The 20,975-nt window shown below is 66.1% G+C and carries 16 protein-coding genes and 1 pseudogene; 15 read left to right on the top strand and 2 right to left on the bottom strand.

Annotated elements, in window-relative coordinates; translation table 11 throughout:
* The 11 genes and pseudogenes from AWC14_RS28265 to AWC14_RS16010 form a co-directional block, all read left to right on the top strand.
* Positions 1-110, top strand: a pseudogene (locus AWC14_RS28265) (IS982 family transposase); the annotation flags it as partial.
* 171 nt (positions 111-281) lie between these two features.
* Positions 282-1,358 carry an ABC transporter ATP-binding protein gene (locus tag AWC14_RS16055; RefSeq protein WP_045385166.1) on the top strand — a complete coding sequence of 359 codons (1,077 nt, stop codon included), beginning with the start codon at positions 282-284 and terminating at the stop codon, positions 1,356-1,358.
* Positions 1,359-1,761: 403 nt separating this feature from the next.
* Complete coding sequence (gene rpoB / locus AWC14_RS16050) at positions 1,762-5,250, top strand: DNA-directed RNA polymerase subunit beta (protein WP_045385170.1); 3,489 nt, start codon at positions 1,762-1,764, stop codon at positions 5,248-5,250.
* Between the two features lie 35 nt (positions 5,251-5,285).
* The gene (locus AWC14_RS16045; protein WP_057003256.1) at positions 5,286-9,236 is read left to right on the top strand and encodes a DNA-directed RNA polymerase subunit beta'; all 3,951 of its coding nucleotides are present in this window, start codon (positions 5,286-5,288) and stop codon (positions 9,234-9,236) included.
* A gap of 121 nt (positions 9,237-9,357) precedes the next feature.
* Positions 9,358-10,245, top strand: coding sequence for a hypothetical protein (locus tag AWC14_RS16040; protein WP_052425650.1), 888 nt, complete (start codon positions 9,358-9,360; stop codon positions 10,243-10,245).
* A gap of 86 nt (positions 10,246-10,331) precedes the next feature.
* Complete coding sequence (locus AWC14_RS16035) at positions 10,332-11,084, top strand: deoxyribonuclease IV (RefSeq protein ID WP_045382628.1); 753 nt, start codon at positions 10,332-10,334, stop codon at positions 11,082-11,084.
* 2 nt (positions 11,085-11,086) lie between these two features.
* Positions 11,087-11,926 carry a CE1 family esterase gene (locus AWC14_RS16030; protein WP_045382625.1) on the top strand — a complete coding sequence of 280 codons (840 nt, stop codon included), beginning with the start codon at positions 11,087-11,089 and terminating at the stop codon, positions 11,924-11,926.
* Positions 11,927-11,973: 47 nt separating this feature from the next.
* Positions 11,974-13,602 (top strand): acyl-CoA dehydrogenase family protein, encoded by a 1,629-nt coding sequence (locus AWC14_RS16025; RefSeq protein WP_045382622.1) that lies wholly within the window; start codon positions 11,974-11,976, stop codon positions 13,600-13,602.
* A complete protein-coding gene (locus AWC14_RS16020; RefSeq protein WP_045382618.1) occupies positions 13,599-14,537 on the top strand; it encodes a crotonase/enoyl-CoA hydratase family protein in 939 nt (312 codons plus the stop codon). The genes AWC14_RS16025 and AWC14_RS16020 overlap by 4 nt, the downstream gene beginning before the upstream one ends.
* Before the next feature lie 14 nt (positions 14,538-14,551).
* Positions 14,552-15,274 carry a PaaX family transcriptional regulator C-terminal domain-containing protein gene (locus AWC14_RS16015; protein ID WP_142281723.1) on the top strand — a complete coding sequence of 241 codons (723 nt, stop codon included), beginning with the start codon at positions 14,552-14,554 and terminating at the stop codon, positions 15,272-15,274.
* Positions 15,271-16,035: a crotonase/enoyl-CoA hydratase family protein gene (locus AWC14_RS16010; protein WP_045382612.1), complete on the top strand. Its 765-nt coding sequence runs from the start codon at positions 15,271-15,273 to the stop codon at positions 16,033-16,035. The genes AWC14_RS16015 and AWC14_RS16010 overlap by 4 nt, the downstream gene beginning before the upstream one ends.
* Here the strand turns inward: AWC14_RS16010 and AWC14_RS16005 are convergent.
* Both AWC14_RS16005 and AWC14_RS16000 read right to left on the bottom strand, forming a co-directional pair.
* Entirely contained in the window at positions 16,032-16,436 is a 405-nt protein-coding gene (locus AWC14_RS16005) for a DUF3060 domain-containing protein (RefSeq protein WP_045382609.1), read from the bottom strand. The two genes, AWC14_RS16010 and AWC14_RS16005, sit on opposite strands and share 4 nt — an antisense overlap.
* A 37-nt stretch (positions 16,437-16,473) precedes the next feature.
* Entirely contained in the window at positions 16,474-16,848 is a 375-nt protein-coding gene (locus tag AWC14_RS16000; RefSeq protein ID WP_045382607.1) for a DUF3060 domain-containing protein, read from the bottom strand.
* 157 nt (positions 16,849-17,005) lie between these two features.
* Here AWC14_RS16000 and AWC14_RS15995 point away from each other — a divergent pair, with 157 nt between their 5' ends.
* The 4 genes from AWC14_RS15995 (at position 17,006) to fusA (ending at position 20,896) form a co-directional block, all read left to right on the top strand.
* A complete protein-coding gene (locus AWC14_RS15995; RefSeq protein ID WP_045382603.1) occupies positions 17,006-17,647 on the top strand; it encodes a TetR/AcrR family transcriptional regulator in 642 nt (213 codons plus the stop codon).
* Positions 17,648-17,862: 215 nt separating this feature from the next.
* Positions 17,863-18,237: a 30S ribosomal protein S12 gene (gene rpsL, locus AWC14_RS15990; protein WP_003879423.1), complete on the top strand. Its 375-nt coding sequence runs from the start codon at positions 17,863-17,865 to the stop codon at positions 18,235-18,237.
* On the top strand, positions 18,237-18,707 hold the full coding sequence (rpsG, locus tag AWC14_RS15985; protein WP_045382601.1) for a 30S ribosomal protein S7: 471 nt from the start codon (positions 18,237-18,239) through the stop codon (positions 18,705-18,707). Before rpsL ends, rpsG begins: the two co-directional genes overlap by 1 nt.
* Positions 18,708-18,790: 83 nt before the next feature.
* Positions 18,791-20,896 (top strand): elongation factor G, encoded by a 2,106-nt coding sequence (gene fusA, locus AWC14_RS15980; protein ID WP_081968248.1) that lies wholly within the window; start codon positions 18,791-18,793, stop codon positions 20,894-20,896.
* The last annotated feature ends 79 nt before the right edge of the window (positions 20,897-20,975 follow it).

Raw genomic sequence — 20,975 nt, 5'->3', positions numbered from 1 at the left:
GGTGTCTTCGCCCGCATCGCTCAACGCTTACTCGCACTGGCCGCCGTGATCTGGCACAACTGGAAAATCAACACCCCACCAAACGATCACTGATCGCCTACGACCACTGACCGGGATAGGAATCACTCATCTAGACGGCGATCGCAGGCGCGGCGAAGCGGGGCGCAGTCTTGACACACCTACCGGCGGGTAGGCGATCGATAGGCGTGTTGCCCGCCGCCCGGGTAGGCTAAAGTGACTGAAACCACAGGCCAGACAGCCTCGTCATCGGGAGGATTCGCATGGGCAAGGCAATCCGGGTTGAGGGACTTACCAAGTCCTTCGGATCCCAGCGAATCTGGGAAGACGTCACGATGGATATCCCGCCGGGCGAGGTCAGCGTGCTGCTGGGCCCGTCGGGTACCGGTAAGTCGGTGTTCTTGAAGTCGCTGATCGGGCTGCTGCGCCCAGAGCGCGGCTCGATCATCATCGACGACGTCGACATCACCGAGTGCTCGGCCAAGGAGCTCTACGAGATCCGCACTTTGTTCGGGGTGATGTTCCAGGACGGCGCGCTGTTCGGGTCGATGAACATCTACGACAACACCGCGTTCCCGTTGCGTGAGCACACAAAGAAGAAGGAAAGCGAAATCCGTGACATCGTCATGGAGAAGCTGGCGATCGTGGGTTTGGCCGGCGACGAGAAGAAGTTCCCCGGTGAGATCTCCGGCGGTATGAAAAAGCGTGCCGGCTTGGCGCGCTCGCTGGTGCTCGACCCGCAGATCATCCTCTGTGACGAGCCGGACTCGGGTCTTGACCCCGTGCGTACCGCCTACCTGAGCCAGCTGCTGATCGACATCAACGCCCAGATCGACGCCACGATTCTGATCGTCACGCACAACATCAACATCGCCCGCACGGTGCCGGACAACATGGGCATGCTGTTCCGTCGCAAGTTGGTCATGTTCGGGCCGCGCGAGGTGCTGCTGACCAGCGACGAGCCCGTCGTCAAGCAGTTCCTCAACGGCCGCCGGATCGGCCCGATCGGTATGTCGGAGGAAAAGGACGAGGCCACCATGGCCGAGGAGCAGGCCCACCTGGAGGCCGGCCACCACGGCGGCGGCGTCGAGGAGATCGAGGGCGTGCCGCCGCAGATCACCGCCACCCCGGGCATGCCGGAGCGCAAGGCCGTCGCCCGCCGTCAGGCCCGAGTCCGGGAAAACCTGCACCTGCTGCCCAAGAACGCCCAGCAAGCAATCCTCGAGTCCCTCGAGGGCTCCGCGCAGGACTACCCGGCGCACGAGCGGGACTTCGGCGGCGAGGACCGTGGCCGCCACCGCGACTACGACGCGCCCACCGAGACCATCCGCACTCAATAGTCGAGTCACACCGCGGCCGTGCCGGGAAGGAGTTCTCGCTGACAAGTTGGCGCGTCAACCCTTGACGGACGAGCCGGAAGGGGTCAGTCTGTTGGGCAGCATGTGTGCAGGGGAATCCCGAAGCGGCGGCCAGCGCACGGATCGCCGAGGTTCCCGAGCACGGTAGTTGAGGAATGCGCAGTCCTGCGCTATCGTTGGACGTTGCGCTGGCTGCCTCCTGCCCATCTCACCCGCCACTTGACACCGTGGTCCTAGCCTGAGCCCGTTTCCGGCTCAGCGATCTAGCCGTGTGCGTGAGATTTGGACAGATCGTCCGCCAGCCGAACCGACACAGTTATCGCGGCGAAAGGTCCGGTGGCCGCCGGCTCCCCGTTAGTCGCACGAGGTGCTGGAAGGATGCATCTTGGCAGTCTCCCGCCAGAGCAAGACAAACCGTCAAACTTCCTCCAATAGCTCCGTTCCCGGGGCACCTAACCGAATTTCTTTTGCGAAGCTGCGTGAACCGCTCGAGGTCCCCGGGCTGCTGGACGTGCAGACCGACTCCTTCGAGTGGCTGATCGGCACGCCGGAGTGGCGTGAGAAAGCGACCGCGCGCGGCGACGTCGCGCCCAAGGGCGGCCTCGAAGAGGTGCTCGACGAGCTCTCCCCGATCGAGGACTTCTCCGGCTCGATGTCGCTGTCCTTCTCCGACCCGCGCTTCGACGAGGTCAAGGCCCCCGTCGACGAGTGCAAAGACAAGGACATGACGTACGCGGCGCCGCTGTTCGTCACCGCGGAGTTCATCAACAACAACACCGGCGAGATCAAGAGCCAGACGGTGTTCATGGGCGACTTCCCGATGATGACCGAGAAGGGCACGTTCATCATCAACGGGACCGAGCGCGTCGTCGTCAGCCAGCTGGTCCGCTCGCCCGGCGTGTATTTCGACGAGACCATCGACAAGTCCACCGAGAAGACCCTGCACTCGGTCAAGGTGATCCCCAGCCGCGGCGCGTGGCTGGAGTTCGACGTCGACAAGCGTGACACCGTGGGTGTGCGCATCGACCGCAAGCGCCGTCAGCCGGTCACCGTGCTGCTCAAGGCGCTGGGCTGGACCAACGAGCAGATCACCGAGCGGTTCGGCTTCTCCGAGATCATGATGTCGACGCTGGAGAAGGACAACACCGTTGGCACCGACGAGGCGCTGCTCGACATCTACCGCAAGCTGCGCCCGGGCGAGCCGCCCACCAAGGAGTCCGCGCAGACCCTGCTGGAGAACCTGTTCTTCAAGGAGAAGCGCTACGACCTGGCCCGGGTGGGCCGCTACAAGGTCAACAAGAAGCTCGGCCTGAACACCGAGAGCCCAATCACCACCACGACGCTCACCGAAGAGGACGTCGTCGCCACCATCGAGTACCTGGTGCGGCTGCATGAGGGCCACGCCACGATGACCGTACCCGGCGGTGTCGAGGTACCGGTGGAGACCGACGACATCGACCACTTCGGCAACCGGCGCATTCGTACCGTCGGCGAGCTGATCCAGAACCAGATCCGGGTCGGTATGTCGAGGATGGAGCGGGTGGTCCGCGAGCGGATGACCACCCAGGACGTCGAGGCGATCACGCCGCAGACCCTGATCAACATCCGTCCGGTCGTGGCGGCCATCAAGGAGTTCTTCGGCACCAGCCAGCTCTCGCAGTTCATGGACCAGAACAACCCATTGTCCGGGCTGACCCACAAGCGTCGCCTGAACGCGCTCGGCCCGGGTGGTCTGTCCCGGGAGCGGGCCGGCCTGGAGGTCCGCGACGTGCACCCGAGCCACTACGGCCGGATGTGCCCGATCGAGACCCCGGAAGGACCGAACATCGGTCTGATCGGCTCGCTGGCCGTGTATGCCCGGGTCAACCCGTTCGGCTTCATCGAGACCCCCTACCGCAAGGTGGTCGACGGCCGGGTGACCGACGAGGTGGTGTACCTGACCGCCGACGAGGAGGACCGCCACGTCGTCGCGCAGGCCAACTCGCCGATCGACGACGAGGGCCGCTTCACCGAGGATCGCGTCCTGGTCCGCCGGAAGGGCGGCGAGGTCGAGTACGTGTCCTCGTCCGAGGTCGAGTACATGGACGTCTCGCCGCGCCAGATGGTGTCGGTGGCCACCGCGATGATCCCGTTCCTCGAGCACGACGACGCCAACCGCGCCCTGATGGGTGCGAACATGCAGCGCCAGGCGGTTCCGCTGGTACGCAGCGAGCGGCCGCTGGTCGGTACCGGCATGGAGCTGCGCGCCGCGATCGACGCCGGTGACGTCGTCGTCGCCGACAAGAGCGGCGTCGTCGAGGAGGTGTCGGCCGACTACATCACGGTGATGGCCGACGACGGCACCCGGCAGAGCTACCGGTTGCGCAAGTTCGCCCGGTCCAACCACGGCACCTGCGCCAACCAGCGTCCGATCGTGGACGCCGGCCAGCGCGTCGAGGCCGGCCAGGTGATCGCCGACGGCCCGTGTACCGACAACGGCGAGATGGCGCTCGGCAAGAACCTGCTCGTGGCGATCATGCCGTGGGAGGGCCACAACTACGAGGACGCGATCATCCTGTCCAACCGCCTGGTGGAAGAGGATGTGCTGACCTCGATTCACATCGAGGAGCACGAGATCGACGCCCGCGACACCAAGCTGGGCGCCGAGGAGATCACCCGGGACATCCCCAACGTCTCCGACGAGGTGCTGGCCGACCTGGACGAGCGCGGCATCGTGCGCATCGGTGCCGAGGTCCGCGACGGCGACATCCTGGTCGGCAAGGTCACCCCGAAGGGGGAGACCGAGCTGACTCCGGAGGAGCGGCTGCTGCGGGCGATCTTCGGCGAGAAGGCCCGCGAGGTCCGCGACACGTCGCTGAAGGTGCCGCACGGCGAGTCCGGCAAGGTCATCGGCATCCGGGTGTTCTCCCGCGAGGACGACGACGAGCTGCCCGCCGGCGTCAACGAGCTGGTCCGCGTGTACGTGGCCCAGAAGCGCAAGATCTCCGACGGCGACAAGCTGGCCGGCCGGCACGGCAACAAGGGTGTGATCGGCAAGATCCTGCCCGTCGAGGACATGCCGTTCCTGCCGGACGGCACACCGGTGGACATCATCCTCAACACCCACGGGGTGCCGCGACGGATGAACATCGGCCAGATCCTGGAAACCCACCTGGGCTGGTGCGCGCACAGCGGCTGGAAGGTCGAGGGCAAGCCCGACTGGGCCGCCAAGCTGCCGGAGGAGCTGCTGGAGGCCGAGCCGAACAAGATCGTCTCGACGCCGGTGTTCGACGGTGCCCGCGAGGAGGAGCTGCAGGGGCTGCTGTCCTCGACGCTGCCCAACCGCGACGGCGACGTGCTGGTCGACGGCGACGGCAAGGCGATCCTGTACGACGGGCGCTCCGGTGAGCCGTTCCCGTACCCGGTGACGACCGGCTACATGTACATCATGAAGCTGCACCACCTGGTGGACGACAAGATCCACGCCCGCTCCACCGGGCCGTACTCGATGATCACCCAGCAGCCGCTGGGCGGTAAGGCGCAGTTCGGTGGCCAGCGGTTCGGTGAGATGGAGTGCTGGGCCATGCAGGCCTACGGCGCGGCGTACACGCTGCAGGAGCTGTTGACCATCAAGTCCGACGACACCGTCGGCCGGGTCAAGGTGTACGAGGCGATCGTCAAGGGCGAGAACATCCCCGAGCCGGGCATCCCCGAGTCGTTCAAGGTGCTCCTCAAGGAGTTGCAGTCGCTCTGCCTGAACGTGGAGGTGCTGTCGTCTGACGGCGCCGCGATCGAGATGCGCGACGGCGACGACGAGGACCTCGAGCGTGCTGCAGCGAACCTGGGAATCAACTTGTCCCGCAACGAATCTGCGTCCGTAGAAGATTTAGCCTGATTGTTTTCTAGTCCCGCAAGGGGAAAGGGAGTTACGTGTTAGACGTCAACTTCTTCGATGAACTCCGCATCGGCCTGGCCACCGCGGAAGACATCCGTCAGTGGTCGTACGGCGAGGTCAAGAAGCCGGAGACCATCAACTACCGCACGTTGAAGCCGGAGAAGGACGGCCTGTTCTGCGAGAAGATCTTCGGACCGACTCGCGACTGGGAGTGCTACTGCGGCAAGTACAAGCGGGTGCGCTTCAAGGGCATCATCTGTGAGCGCTGCGGCGTCGAGGTGACTCGCGCCAAGGTGCGTCGTGAGCGGATGGGCCACATCGAGCTGGCCGCCCCGGTGACGCACATCTGGTACTTCAAGGGTGTGCCGTCGCGGCTGGGCTACCTGCTGGACCTGGCGCCCAAGGATCTCGAGAAGATCATCTACTTCGCGGCGTACGTGATCACCAGCGTCGACGAGGAGATGCGGCACAACGAGCTGTCCACGCTCGAAGCCGAGATGGCCGTCGAGAAGAAGGCGGTGGAAGACCAGCGCGACGCCGACCTGGAGGCGCGGGCTCAGAAGCTCGAGGCCGACCTGGCCGAGCTGGAGGCCGAAGGCGCGAAAGCCGATGCGCGGCGCAAGGTTCGCGACGGCGGCGAGCGCGAGATGCGCCAGATCCGCGACCGGGCCCAGCGTGAGCTGGACCGGCTCGAGGACATCTGGAACACCTTCACCAAGCTGGCCCCCAAGCAGCTGATCGTCGACGAGAACCTCTACCGCGAGCTCGTCGACCGCTACGGCGAGTACTTCACCGGCGCGATGGGCGCGGAGTCGATTCAGAAGCTCATCGAGAACTTCGACATCGACGCCGAGGCCGAGGCGCTGCGCGAGGTCATCCGAAACGGCAAGGGACAGAAGAAGCTTCGCGCTTTGAAGCGTTTGAAGGTGGTGGCGGCCTTCCAGCAGTCCGGCAACTCGCCGATGGGCATGGTGCTCGACGCGGTGCCGGTGATCCCGCCGGAGCTGCGCCCGATGGTGCAGCTCGACGGTGGTCGGTTCGCCACGTCCGACCTGAACGACCTGTACCGCCGGGTGATCAACCGCAACAACCGGCTCAAGAGGCTGATCGACCTCGGCGCGCCCGAGATCATCGTCAACAACGAGAAGCGGATGCTGCAGGAGTCCGTCGACGCGCTGTTCGACAACGGCCGTCGCGGCCGCCCGGTCACCGGGCCGGGCAACCGTCCGCTGAAGTCTTTGAGCGATCTGCTCAAGGGCAAGCAGGGCCGGTTCCGCCAGAACCTGCTCGGTAAGCGCGTCGACTACTCGGGTCGTTCGGTCATCGTCGTCGGTCCGCAGCTCAAGCTGCACCAGTGCGGTCTGCCCAAACTGATGGCGCTCGAGCTGTTCAAGCCGTTCGTGATGAAGCGGCTCGTCGACCTCAACCACGCGCAGAACATCAAGAGCGCCAAGCGGATGGTCGAGCGTCAGCGTCCGCAGGTGTGGGACGTGCTCGAAGAGGTCATCGCCGAGCACCCGGTGCTGCTGAACCGCGCACCGACCCTGCACCGGTTGGGCATCCAGGCCTTCGAGCCGATGCTGGTGGAGGGCAAGGCGATTCAGCTGCACCCGTTGGTGTGTGAGGCGTTCAACGCCGACTTCGACGGCGACCAGATGGCGGTGCACCTGCCGTTGAGTGCGGAGGCACAGGCCGAGGCCCGCATCCTGATGCTGTCGAGTAACAACATCCTGTCGCCGGCGTCGGGCCGTCCGTTGGCCATGCCGCGGCTGGACATGGTGACCGGGTTGTACTACCTGACCACCGAAGTTCCCGGCGACAAAGGCGAATACGTGCCGGCCGCCAAGGACCGTCCGGAGTCGGGGGTGTATGCGTCGCCGGCCGAGGCCATCATGGCGATGGACCGCGGCGTGCTGAGCGTGCGATCCAAGATCAAGGTGCGGCTCTCCCAGCTGCGTCCGCCCGCCGAGATCGAAGCCGAACTGTTCGGCGTGAATGGTTGGCAGCCAGGGGATTCCTGGATGGCCGAGACCACGCTGGGCCGGGTGATGTTCAACGAGCTGCTGCCGGTCGGGTATCCGTTCGTGAACAAGCAGATGCACAAGAAGGTGCAGGCCTCGATCATCAACGATCTGGCCGAGCGCTACCCGATGATCGTCGTCGCGCAGACCGTCGACAAGCTCAAGGACGCCGGCTTCTACTGGGCCACCCGCTCCGGTGTCACGGTGTCGATGGCCGACGTGCTGGTTCCGCCGCGCAAGAAAGAGATCCTCGACGCCTACGAAGAGCGGGCCGACAAGGTCGAAAAGCAGTTCCAGCGCGGTGCTTTGAACCACGACGAGCGCAACGAGGCGCTGGTGGAGATCTGGAAGGAAGCCACCGACGAGGTCGGTCAGGCGCTGCGGGAGCACTACCCCGACGACAACCCGATCATCACGATCGTCGACTCCGGGGCCACGGGTAACTTCACCCAGACCCGGACGCTGGCCGGCATGAAGGGTCTGGTGACCAACCCGAAGGGTGAGTTCATCCCGCGGCCGATCAAGTCGAGCTTCCGTGAGGGCCTGACGGTGCTGGAGTACTTCATCAACACCCACGGCGCACGGAAGGGGTTGGCGGACACCGCGTTGCGTACCGCAGACTCGGGTTATCTGACCCGTCGTCTGGTGGACGTGAGCCAGGATGTCATCGTCCGCGAGGCCGACTGCGGCACCGAGCGCGGCATCACCGTCGAGCTTGCCGAGCGTGCGCCCGACGGCACCCTGATCCGCGACCCGTTCATCGAAACCTCTGCGTACGCCCGCACTTTGGGTACCGACGCGGTGGACGAGAAGGGCAACGTCGTCGTCGCCCGCGGGCACGACCTCGGTGACCCCGAGATCGACGCCTTGCTGGCGGCGGGCATCACGTCGGTGAAGGTGCGCTCGGTGCTGACCTGTGCGACCGGCACCGGCGTGTGCGCCACCTGCTACGGCCGGTCGATGGCCACCGGCAAGCTGGTCGACATCGGCGAGGCCGTCGGCATCGTGGCCGCCCAGTCCATCGGCGAGCCCGGCACGCAGCTGACCATGCGCACCTTCCACCAGGGTGGTGTCGGTGAGGACATCACCGGTGGTCTGCCTCGCGTGCAGGAACTGTTCGAGGCCCGGGTGCCGCGCGGTAAGGCGCCGATCGCCGACGTCACCGGCCGGGTGCGTCTGGAGGAGGGCGAGCGGTTCTACAAGATCACGATCGTCCCCGACGACGGCGGCGAGGAAGTGGTCTACGACAAGCTTTCCAAGCGGCAACGCCTGCGGGTGTTCAAGCATGAGGACGGCACCGAGCGGCTGCTCGCCGACGGCGACCACGTCGAGGTGGGTCAGCAGCTGATGGAAGGCTCGGCCGACCCGCACGAGGTGCTGCGCGTGCAGGGCCCGCGCGAGGTGCAGATCCACCTCGTCAAGGAGGTCCAGGAGGTCTACCGGGCCCAGGGTGTGTCGATCCACGACAAGCACATCGAGGTGATCGTCCGGCAGATGCTGCGCCGGGTGACGATCATCGACTCGGGTTCGACGGAGTTCCTGCCCGGCTCGCTGATCGACCGCGCGGAGTTCGAGGCCGAGAACCGTCGGGTGGTGGCCGAGGGCGGCGAGCCCGCCGCCGGTCGCCCGGTGCTGATGGGTATCACCAAGGCGTCGCTGGCCACCGACTCGTGGCTGAGTGCGGCGTCGTTCCAGGAGACCACGCGAGTGCTGACCGATGCGGCGATCAACTGCCGCAGCGACAAGCTCAACGGTCTGAAGGAGAACGTGATCATCGGGAAGCTGATCCCGGCCGGTACCGGGATCAACCGCTACCGCAACATCCAGGTGCAGCCGACCGAGGAGGCCCGGGCCGCGGCGTACACGATCCCGTCGTACGAGGATCAGTACTACAGCCCGGACTTCGGCCAGGCCACCGGCGCCGCGGTCCCGCTGGACGACTACGGCTACTCCGACTACCGCTAAGTAGCGCGAGCAGACGCAGAATCGCACGCCAGGTGCCCTGGCGATGCGATTCTGCGTCTGCTCACTGCGCCATCCCCAAGGCTGACTCGCCGATTCCCTGAAACCCTCGCATGCTTCCGGCGTGCGCGTCGATGCTATAGCCGTCCTAGCGGCGGGCGGCGGCTTCGCGACGACATCGCAGTTGCTTTCGGTGATGACTCGCCAGGAACTCGACGTCCAGGTGAAGAACGGCGGTCTTATCAGGGTGTGGTACGGCATTTACGCCGCTGCTGAACCCGACCTGTTGGGCCGCTTAGCGGCACTCGATCTCTTCATGGGGCGTCATGCGGTCGCCTGTATGGGTACAGCTGCAGCTTTATACGGCTTTGATACCGAGAGCACGTCGCGCGTTCACGTGCTTGATCCCGGTGTACGGATGCGCCCGTCGCGAAACCTGATGGTGCACCAGCGAATCGGTGCTCCGCTGCGACGAGTCGAGGGCCGACTGGCAACCGCCCCGGCATGGACGGCGATCGAATTCGCACGGACCTTGCGACGCCCACGAGCCTTGGCGACGTTCGACGCGGCCTTGCATGTCGGCGCTTGCACTAAAGGCGAATTGCACGGCGCCATCCGCGAACAGAAAGGCCGTCGCGGCATCGTCAAGGTTCGCGAACTGATCGACTACGCCGACGGCCGCTCCGAGTCGCCGATGGAGAGTGAGGCGCGGCTGGTGTTCATCGACGGTGGACTACCAATGCCAGAGCTTCAGTACAGCATTGCCGATCACTACGGCAGAATCTGGCGCGTCGATTTCGCATGGCCCGAAGCGATGCTCGTCGCAGAATACGACAGCATCGAGTGGCATGTGGGCCGTGACGCCCTGCTGCACGACCGGCTGAAAACCGCCCGGCTGCAGGAATGCGGCTGGACAACTATTCCGATCACCGTCGACGACATCCGCGGCGATCCGTTCGGCCTGGTAGCACGGATCAACGGCCACCTAGCGACACCGCGCTTGGCCGGCTGAGCAGACGCAGAATCGCACGATTGGGCACAAAAACGTGCGATTCTGCGTCTGCTCGCGGAGGAGCGCGACCCACTAGACTCTGCTCAATGCTGATCGGTTCGCATGTAAGCCCGAAGGATCCGCTGGCCGCCGCGGCGGCCGAGGGTGCCGATTTGGTGCAGATCTTCCTCGGCAATCCGCAGAGCTGGAAGAAACCGAAACCGCGCGACGACGCGGCAACCCTGCGCGAGTCGTCCGTGCCGCTCTACGTCCACGCGCCGTACCTGATCAACGTCGCATCGGCGAACAACCGGGTGCGCATCCCGTCACGCAAGATTCTCCAGGACACCTGCGATGCGGCAGCCGAGATCGCGGCCACCGCCGTGATCGTGCACGGCGGGCATGTCGACGACGACGACATCGCCGCCGGCTGCGAACGCTGGCGAAAGGCGATGGAGCGCCTGGAAACCGACGTGCCGGTGTACTTGGAGAACACCGCAGGCGGCGACCACGCGATGGCCCGCCACTTCGAGACCATCGCGCGGCTCTGGGACCACATCGGCGACACGGGTATCGGGTTCTGCCTGGACACCTGCCACGCGTGGGCGGCAGGCGAGGCGCTTATCGACGCCGTAGATCGCATCAAGGCGATCACCGGCCGCATCGATCTGGTGCACTGCAACGACTCCCGGGACGCGGCGGGCTCTGGCGCGGATCGCCACGCCAACATCGGCTCCGGCCAAATCGATCCCGAGCTGCTGGTCGCAGTGGTGAAAGCGGCCAACGCGCCCGTCGTCTGCGAAACCGCCGACGAGGGCCGCAAAGACGACATCGCCTTCCTGCGCGACCGCGTCGGGTAGCCATGTTCGCCCGCCTCGCTGCGTTGCTCGGTGTGCTCGCGACGGTGGCGGCGTGCTCGGCGTCCCCGCCCGCGACGGCCGCATTGCCGGACGGGACCAGCGTGCACACGATCAGCGTCGGCGGCCTGGATCGGACCTATCGGGTGTACAAGCCGGCCGGGCTGCCGGAGTCGGCGCCGCTGGTGGTGATGCTGCACGGCGGGTTCGGCAGCGCGCGGCAAGCCGAAAAGGCTTACGGCTGGAACCAATTGGCCGACTCGATGAAATTTCTGGTCGCCTATCCCGACGGCGTCGGGCGGGCCTGGAACACCGGCGGGGGATGCTGTGGCCAACCCGACCGCGACGGCGTCGACGACGTCGGCTTCATCACGGCGACGGTCACCGAGATCAGCCACGCGATCGGGGTCGACGCGTCGCGGATCTACGCCACCGGTATCAGCAACGGCGGCATCATGGCCTACACGCTGGCGTGCCATACCGGCATGTTCGCGGCGATCGGTCCCGATGCGGCCACCCAACTCGACCCCTGCTCCTCGCCGCATCGCACATCGGTGATGCACATCCACGGCACCGGCGACCAGAACATCCGCTACAACGGCGGACGCGGCGCCGGCGTCGCCCACATCGACGGCCCACCGGTGCCGCAGGTAAATGCCTTCTGGCGCAACGTCGACCACTGCGCACCGCCTACCACCAGCACCGAGCGCCGGGTCACCACCTCGACCGCCGAGTGTCCCGACAACCGCAGCGTCGTCCTGATGACCGTCGACGGCGGGGGCCACGAGTGGCCCCAATTCGCGACGCCCACGCTATGGCGGTTTTTCGCCGGCCACGCCGACTGAGCATTACGTCTCTTGTGCGGTTGTCGAAAAAATGTAACACTAGAGGCATGCCAGACACGCACGCCGTCACCAACCAGGTTCCGCCGCTGGAAGACCACAATCCCGCCACGTCGCCGGTTCTCGTCGAGGCGCTGATCCGCGAGGGCGGGCAGTGGGGCCTCGACGAGGTCACCGAGCTCGGCGCGATCTCCGGTTCGGCGCAGACCCAACGCTGGGGCGAGCGGGCCGACCGCAACCGGCCGATCCTGCACACCCACGACCGCTACGGCCACCGCATCGACGAAGTCGAGTACGACCCGGCGTATCACGAGCTGATGCGCACGGCCATCGCGCACGGCCTGCATGCCGCCCCGTGGGCGGACACCACGCCGGGCGCGCACGTGGTGCGGGCCGCCAAGACCAGCGTGTGGACCGCCGAACCCGGCCACATGTGCCCGATCTCGATGACCTACGCCGTCGTTCCCGCGTTGCGGCACAACCCAGAGCTGGCAACGGTTTACGAGCCGTTGCTGACCAGCCGGGTCTACGACCCCGAACTCAGGGTGCCGACGGCCAAGGCCGGAATCACCGCGGGCATGTCGATGACCGAAAAGCAGGGCGGCTCCGACGTTCGCGCCGGCACCACCCAGGCCACCCGCAACGCCGACGGCAGCTACCGCCTCACCGGGCACAAGTGGTTCACGTCGGCACCGATGTGCGACATCTTCCTGGTGCTGGCCCAGGCGCCGGGCGGGTTGTCGTGCTTCCTGCTGCCGCGGGTGCTGCCCGACGGCAGCCGCAACCGAATGTTGTTGCAGCGGCTCAAGGACAAGCTGGGCAACCACGCGAACGCCTCCAGCGAAGTCGAGTACGACGGCGCGATCGCCTGGCTGGTCGGCGAGGAGGGCCGCGGTGTGCCGACCATCATCGAGATGGTCAACCTGACCCGGCTGGACTGCGCGCTGGGCAGCGCCACCAGCATGCGCACCGGCCTGACCCGCGCCGTCCACCACGCCCAGCACCGCAAGGCGTTCGGCGCGTATCTGATCGACCAACCGCTGATGCGTAACGTGCTGGCGGACTTGGCAGTTGAGGCCGAGGCGGCCACCATGGTCGCGATGCGGATGGCCGGTGCCACCGACAACGCGGTCCGCGGCGACGAGACCGAGGCGCTGCTGCGCCGAATCGGATTGGCCGCCACCAAGTATTGGGTGTGCAAACGAGCCACCCCGCACGCCGCCGAGGCCATGGAATGTCTGGGCGGAAACGGCTACATCGAGGACTTCGGCATGGCGCGGCTGTACCGGGAGGCGCCGCTGATGGGCATCTGGGAGGGCTCCGGCAACGTCAGTGCGCTGGATACGTTGCGCGCCATGGCAACTCGGCCCGAATGCGTCGAGGTGCTGTTCGCCGAGCTGGCCAAGAGCGCGGGGCAGGATCCGCGGCTGGACGCACACGCCGAGAGCCTCCGGCCGCAACTCGGCGACTTCGACACGATCCAGTACCGGGCCCGCAAGGTCGCCGAGGACATCTGCCTGGCACTGCAGGGTTCGCTGCTGGTGCGTCATGGCCATCCCGCGGTTGCCGAAGCGTTCCTGGCCACCCGGCTCGGTGGCCAGTGGGGCGGTGCCTACGGCACGATGCCCGCGGGACTGGATCTGGCGCCGATCCTCGAGCGTGCGATGGTCAAGGGATGACTCACGCGATCCGACCCGTCGACTTCGACAATTTGAAAACGATGACCTACGAGGTCACCGACCGGGTTGCGCGAATCACGTTCAACCGCCCGGAAAAGGGCAACGCGATCATCGCCGACACGCCGCTGGAACTCTCCGCGCTCGTCGAGCGCGCCGACTTGGACCCCAATGTGCACGTCATCTTGGTCTCCGGCCGCGGTGAAGGGTTTTGCGCCGGTTTCGATTTGAGCGCCTACGCCGAGGGCTCGTCGTCGGCCGGTGGCGGCGACGCCTACAAGGGCACCGTGCTCGACGGTAAGACCCAGGCCGTCAACCACCTGCCCAACCAACCGTGGGACCCGATGATCGACTACCAGATGATGAGCCGGTTCGTGCGCGGGTTCTCCAGCCTGATGCACGCCGACAAGCCGACGGTAGTCAAGATCCACGGCTACTGCGTGGCCGGCGGCACCGACATCGCGCTGCACGCCGACCAGGTGATCGCCGCCGCGGACGCCAAGATCGGCTACCCGCCGACCCGGGTGTGGGGAGTGCCGGCCGCGGGGCTGTGGGCCCACCGGCTGGGCGACCAGCGCGCCAAACGGCTTCTGCTGACAGGCGATTGCATCACCGGCGCGCAAGCCGCCGAGTGGGGCCTGGCGGTCGAGGCGCCCGACCCCAAGGAGCTCGACGAGCGCACCGAGCGACTCGTCGAGCGGATTGCGGCGGTGCCGGTCAACCAGTTGATCATGGTCAAGCTGGCGCTGAATTCCGCGTTGCTGCAGCAGGGGGTGGCGACCAGCAGGATGGTCAGCACCGTGTTCGACGGCATCGCGCGGCACACGCCGGAAGGCCATGCGTTTGTCGCCGACGCGGTCGAGCACGGCTTCCGGGACGCGGTCAAGCACCGCGACGAGCCGTTCGGCGACTATGGCCGCCGAGCATCCGGAGTGTAGCCATGCCGAGAACGCTGGCCCGCATGACCGCACGCTCGGTCGTGCTGTCGGTGCTGCTGGGTGCTCACCCAGCATGGGCCAGCGCCGCCGAATTGGTCAGGCTTACCAGCGATTTCGGTATCAAGGAACCCACACTCAGGGTTGCGCTGACCCGGATGGTGAGCAACGGCGACCTGGTCCGCTCCGCCGACGGCTACCGGCTTTCCGACCGGCTGCTGGCCCGCCAGCGCCGTCAGGACGAGGCGATCAGCCTGCGGGTAAAGCCATGGCGCGGCTATTGGACCACGCTGATCGTCACCAGCATCGGCACCGACGCACGCACCCGTGCCGTCCTGCGAACCACCTTGCACGACAAGCGGTTCGGCGAATTACGCGAAGGCGTGTGGATGCGGCCGGACAACCTGCCGCTCGATTTGGACGCGGAGATCCGGGGCCGGCTGCGCATCCTCAAGGCCCGCGACGACGAGCCCGCCGAGCTGGCCGGACGGCTGTGGGATCTGCCCGGGTGGTCGCAGACCGGCCACGGCTTGCTCGACGAGATGGCCGCCGCCTCCGACATTCCCGGCCGGTTTGTGGTGGCCGCCGCGATGGTTCGCCACCTGCTCAGCGACCCGATGCTGCCGAGCGAACTGCTGCCCGCCGACTGGCCCGGCGCCCAGTTGCGCGCCGCCTACCACGACTTCGCCGCCGAACTGACCAAGCGGCGCAACCAAACTCAACTAGTGGAGGCAAGATGAGCGAGCCGGTACGGGTCGAGCGCAATGGGCCGGTCACCACCGTGATCCTGAACCGGCCGGAGGCCCGCAACGCCGTCAACGGCCCGACGGCGGCCGCCTTGTTCGCCGCGTTCGAGGAGTTCGACCGCGACGACGCCGCATCGGTGGCGGTGCTGTGGGGCGACGGTGGAACGTTTTGCGCCGGAGCCGATTTGAAGGCGTTCGGCACGCCGGACGCCAACCCGGTGCACCGGACCGGTCCCGGCCCGATGGGGCCGACGCGAATGGTGTTGTCCAAGCCCGTGATCGCCGCGGTAAGCGGGTATGCGGTGGCCGGCGGCCTGGAATTGGCGTTGTGGTGCGATCTGCGGGTCGCGGAGGAGGACGCCGTGTTCGGGGTGTTCTGCCGGCGCTGGGGGGTTCCGCTGATCGACGGCGGCACCATCCGGCTGCCGCGACTGATCGGGCACAGCCGGGCGATGGACATGATCCTCACCGGCCGCGGCGTCGACGCCGCCGAAGCCCACGCGATCGGCCTGGCCAACCGCGTCGTGCCCAAGGGTCAAGCTCGCCAGGCCGCCGAGGAACTGGCGGCCCAGCTGGCTGCGCTGCCACAGCAGTGCATGCGATCGGATCGGCTTTCGGCGCTGCACCAATGGTGCACAACAGAATCAGAGGCGCTGGACTACGAATTCGCCAGCATCTCCCGCGTCAGCGCCGAGGCGATGGAAGGCGCGGGACGCTTCGCGGCCGGGGCCGGCCGCCACGGCGCTGACGCCTAGCCCTTGTTGATCGTGTTGCCCGAACCGAGGTTGTCGACCTTGGGGTCGCCGTTTTTATAGGTGACCGTGTTGTTGAGCCCGACGACGCTGAGTTGCTTGTCGATCTTGTCGAAAGTGATCTTGTTGTCGGCGCCGCCGATGCTCACCGTCCCGCACGTGCCCTTGACGGTCAGCGTGTTGTTGGAGCCGCCGACGTTGAGCGACTTCCCGTCGGCGCAGTCAAGATCGGTTGTGGTTCCGAATGATCCGTAGTTGATCGTGTTGCCGACCTCGAACTGTGCGCCGGTGCTTCCGCTGGTGGTGCTGGTCGACGGCGTCGCGTGTTTCTCATGCGACCCGCAGCCGGTCAGCCCGAAAACCACCACTGTCGCCGACAGCGCCAGAATCGTGTACGCGCGCATTCTTCCTCGATTCTCCGGTTGTGGCTGGTGCAAAAACTCACGCTGCACGGTTGATGCGGTTGACCATGCCCAGTTCGCGACCGCGATCCCAGATGACCGGGTCGCCGTTGCGGAAGTAGACCGTCTCGTCGGAGCCGTAGACGGTGATGTCGTTGACGACGGTGTCGGCGACGACGGTGTTGCCCGAACCCATGACCGTCACCGCCCAGCAGGTTCCCAGCGCGTTGACGGAGTTGTAGGTGCCGTTGACGATCAGCGTGGCGTTGTTGCAGTCCACCGTCTGCTCGACGCCTTCGCCGGTGATGTGGGTGTCACCGTTCTTGGCGGATGCGGTTGCGGCCCCGGCGAACAACGTGCAACCAATGGCGATCGCACAGGCCGCAGAGGTGCGCCCAAGAGTCGTCCATTTCACCGCGCGTTCCTCTCGCCGTGGCGGGTGATCTGCTCGAGGAGAGCCTACGTGCATCGCCTTGTCCAATGGCCGCCTTCCCGGATTTGTCAACTAGAGTTCTTCGCTGACCCTGGTCCGATGGGGAAAGCGGGTCGAGGCAAACCGAAGGGCGAGCAGCATGGCAGCAGAGCCGGAGACACCGGGTGGTCGCTCGCGCGCCGCGGCCAAGTCGGCGGCCCGCCCGGCAAAGCTGAGCCGCGACATCATCATCAACGCCGCGCTCACCTTCCTGGACCGCGAGGGCTGGGACGCGCTGACCATCAACGCGCTGGCGACGCAGCTGGGAACCAAGGGCCCGTCGCTCTACAACCACGTGCACAGCCTGGAAGACCTGCGCCGCACGGTGCGCATGCGGGTGATCGACGACATCATCACGATGCTGAACCGGGTCGGTGAGGGCCGGGCCCGCGACGACGCCGTGCTGGTCATGGCCGGCGCCTACCGCAGCTACGCCCACCACCACCCGGGTCGGTATTCGGCGTTCACCCGGATGCCGCTCGGCGGCGACGACCCGGAATACACCGCCGCCACCCGGGCCGCGGCCGCACCGGTCATCTCGGTGCTGACCTCCTACGGCCTGGACGGCGAGGAAGCCTTCTATGCGGCGCTGGAGTTCTGGTCGGCGCTGCACGGGTTTGTGCTGCTCGAGATGACCGGGGTGATGGACGAGATCGACACCGACGCGGTGTTCTCCGACATGGTGCTGCGCCTGGCGGCCGGCCTGGAACGTCGCAGCGCACCCCCGTCGGCGTCGCTTTGACCTGCCCGACCAGCGGCGGGTATTGTGGATGCTCGCGCCTGGCAGCGTATGGCGCCTTCGGTGACGTAAGGCGCACGCCGGGCCAATTCGCATGTCCATGACGCAACGGATGAGCCCGGGGCAGGCGCGTGCGACACACCCGGCCGCGGGGTACGGAGACTATTCCGGGGCAGGGCAAAACTGCAGTACGACAGACCAACACAGGAAGCCGGTAGATGCCAACCATTCAGCAGCTGGTCCGCAAGGGGCGCCGCGACAAGATCGGCAAGGTCAAGACCGCGGCCCTCAAGGGCAGCCCGCAGCGCCGTGGCGTGTGCACGCGCGTGTACACCACGACTCCGAAGAAGCCGAACTCGGCGCTTCGGAAGGTGGCGCGCGTCAAGCTGACCAGCCAGGTTGAAGTCACCGCATACATCCCCGGCGAGGGCCACAATCTGCAGGAGCACTCGATGGTGCTGGTGCGTGGCGGCCGGGTGAAGGACCTGCCCGGCGTGCGCTACAAGATCATCCGCGGATCGCTGGACACTCAGGGCGTCAAGAACCGCAAGCAGGCCCGCAGCCGCTACGGCGCCAAGAAGGAGAAGAGCTGATGCCGCGCAAGGGCCCCGCGCCGAAGCGTCCGCTGGTCAACGACCCGGTCTACGGGTCGCAGCTGGTCACCCAGCTGGTGAACAAGGTTCTCCTGAAAGGGAAGAAATCCCTCGCCGAACGCATTGTTTACGGTGCGCTCGAACAGGCCCGCGAAAAGACCGGCACCGATCCGGTCATCACCCTCAAGCGGGCTCTGGACAACGTCAAGCCGGCCCTGGAGGTCCGCAGTCGGCGCGTCGGTGGTGCCACCTATCAGGTGCCCGTCGAGGTGCGTCCGGACCGGTCCACCACGCTGGCGCTGCGCTGGCTGGTCAGCTTCTCCCGGCAACGTCGGGAAAAGACCATGGTCGAGCGCCTGGCAAACGAGATCCTGGATGCCAGCAACGGCCTCGGGGCTTCCGTCAAGCGGCGTGAGGACACCCACAAGATGGCCGAGGCAAACCGCGCCTTCGCGCACTATCGCTGGTAGGCGCCGCTCCGGCGCCAATTGGCAGCGCGGCCGGAGGCGAAGAGAACAGCTAACCAAGCAACGATGAGAGTGGGAAGACTTCTGTGGCACAGAAGGACGTGCTAACCGACCTGAGCAAGGTCCGCAACTTCGGCATCATGGCGCACATCGATGCCGGAAAGACGACGACGACGGAACGCATCCTCTACTACACCGGCATCAACTACAAGATCGGTGAGGTCCACGACGGCGCCGCCACGATGGACTGGATGGAGCAGGAGCAAGAGCGGGGGATCACCATCACCTCCGCGGCTACCACCACGTTCTGGAAAGACAACCAGCTCAACATCATCGACACGCCCGGTCACGTCGACTTCACCGTCGAGGTGGAGCGCAACCTCCGGGTGCTCGACGGCGCCGTGGCCGTGTTCGACGGCAAGGAAGGTGTGGAGCCGCAGTCCGAGCAGGTATGGCGGCAGGCCGACAAGTACAACGTGCCGCGGATCTGCTTCGTCAACAAGATGGACAAGATCGGCGCCGACTTCTACTTTTCGGTCAAGACCATGGAGGAGCGGCTCGGCGCCAATGCCGTGCCGATCCAGCTGCCGATCGGCTCGGAGAGCGAGTTCGAGGGCGTCGTCGACCTGGTCGAGATGAACGCCAAGGTCTGGCGCGGCGAAACCAAGCTCGGCGAGACCTACGACACCATCGACATCCCGGCCGAGCTGGCCGAGACCGCCGAGGAATACCGCACCAAATTGCTGGAAACCGTGGCGGAGTCCGACGAGCACCTGCTCGAGAAGTACGTCGGCGGTGAGGAGATCACCGTCGACGAGATCAAGGCGGCGATCCGCAAGCTGACGATCGGCAGCGAGATCTACCCGGTGCTGTGCGGCAGCGCGTTCAAGAACAAGGGCGTGCAGCCGATGCTGGACGCCGTCGTCGACTACCTGCCGTCGCCGCTGGACGTGCCGCCGGCCACCGGGCACGCGCCCGGCAACGAGGACGAAGAGATCGTCCGGCACGCCAGCACCGACGAGCCGTTCTCTGCGCTGGCCTTCAAGATCGCCTCGCACCCGTTCTTCGGCAAGCTGACCTACATCCGCGTCTACTCCGGCACGGTGGATTCCGGCAGCCAGGTCATCAACGCCACCAAGGGCAAAAAGGAGCGGCTGGGCAAGCTGTTCCAGATGCACTCCAACAAGGAAAACCCTGTCGAAAAGGCGAGTGCCGGCCACATCTACGCGGTGATCGGCCTGAAGGACACCACCACGGGCGACACGCTCTCCGACCCCAACCAGCAGGTCGTGCTGGAGTCGATGACCTTCCCCGACCCGGTGATCGAGGTGGCCATCGAGCCCAAGACCAAGAGTGACCAGGAGAAGCTCTCCGCGTCGATCCAGAAGCTGGCCGAGGAGGACCCGACCTTCAAGGTGCACCTGGACCAGGAGACCGGCCAGACCGTCATCGGCGGGATGGGCGAGCTGCACCTGGACATCCTGGTCGACCGCATGCGCCGCGAGTTCAAGGTCGAGGCCAACGTCGGTAAGCCGCAGGTGGCGTACAAGGAGACGATCCGCCGCAAGGTGGAGCACGTCGAGTACACCCACAAGAAGCAGACCGGCGGCTCGGGCCAGTTCGCCAAGGTCATCATCACCGTCGAGCCGTTCACCGGCGAAGACGGCGCCACCTACGAATTCGAGAACAAGGTCACCGGTGGCCGCGTGCCCCGCGAGTACATCCCGTCGGTGGACGCCGGCGCCCAGGACGCCATGCAGTACGGCGTGCTGGCCGGCTACCCGCTGGTCAACCTGAAGGTGACGCTGGAAGACGGCGCGTTCCACGAGGTGGACTCGTCGGAAATGGCGTTCAAGATCGCTGGTTCGCAGGCGCTGAAGAAGGCGGCCGGGCAGGCGCAGCCGGTGATCCTGGAACCGATCATGGCCGTCGAGGTCACCACGCCCGAGGACTACATGGGCGACGTGATCGGCGACCTGAACTCCCGCCGTGGTCAAATTCAGGCCATGGAGGAGCGGGGCGGCGCACGTGTCGTCAAGGCGCACGTGCCGCTGTCGGAGATGTTCGGCTACGTCGGCGACCTGCGGTCGAAGACTCAAGGCCGGGCGAACTACTCCATGGTGTTCGACTCCTACGCCGAAGTGCCGGCGAACGTGTCGAAGGAGATCATCGCGAAGGCGACCGGCGAGTGATCTCACCGGGGGAGTAACCTTGCCCGGTCACTACCGGGGCACAACTGAAACCATCAACACTGCTTTAACGAGCACCAAC

It is taken from the genome of Mycobacterium kyorinense, assembly GCF_002101735.1.
Classification (GTDB): domain Bacteria; phylum Actinomycetota; class Actinomycetes; order Mycobacteriales; family Mycobacteriaceae; genus Mycobacterium; species Mycobacterium kyorinense.
Note: the sequence above shows the minus strand (reverse complement) of the source record. Positions and strands in the feature narration are given on the sequence as shown.

Excerpts from the sequence above, each read along its gene's own strand:
- AWC14_RS16055 (WP_045385166.1), top strand. The coding sequence starts at position 282 with ATGGGCAAGGCAATCCGGGTTGAGGGACTTACCAAGTCCTTCGGATCC.
- AWC14_RS16010 (WP_045382612.1), top strand. The coding sequence starts at position 15,271 with ATGAGCGAGCCGGTACGGGTCGAGCGCAATGGGCCGGTCACCACCGTG.
- AWC14_RS16035 (WP_045382628.1), top strand. The coding sequence starts at position 10,332 with ATGCTGATCGGTTCGCATGTAAGCCCGAAGGATCCGCTGGCCGCCGCG.
- rpsL (WP_003879423.1), top strand. The coding sequence starts at position 17,863 with ATGCCAACCATTCAGCAGCTGGTCCGCAAGGGGCGCCGCGACAAGATC.
- AWC14_RS16025 (WP_045382622.1), top strand. The coding sequence starts at position 11,974 with ATGCCAGACACGCACGCCGTCACCAACCAGGTTCCGCCGCTGGAAGAC.
- AWC14_RS16005 (WP_045382609.1), bottom strand. The coding sequence starts at position 16,436 with ATGCGCGCGTACACGATTCTGGCGCTGTCGGCGACAGTGGTGGTTTTC.
- AWC14_RS16030 (WP_045382625.1), top strand. The coding sequence starts at position 11,087 with ATGTTCGCCCGCCTCGCTGCGTTGCTCGGTGTGCTCGCGACGGTGGCG.
- AWC14_RS15995 (WP_045382603.1), top strand. The coding sequence starts at position 17,006 with ATGGCAGCAGAGCCGGAGACACCGGGTGGTCGCTCGCGCGCCGCGGCC.
- AWC14_RS16020 (WP_045382618.1), top strand. The coding sequence starts at position 13,599 with ATGACTCACGCGATCCGACCCGTCGACTTCGACAATTTGAAAACGATG.
- rpsG (WP_045382601.1), top strand. The coding sequence starts at position 18,237 with ATGCCGCGCAAGGGCCCCGCGCCGAAGCGTCCGCTGGTCAACGACCCG.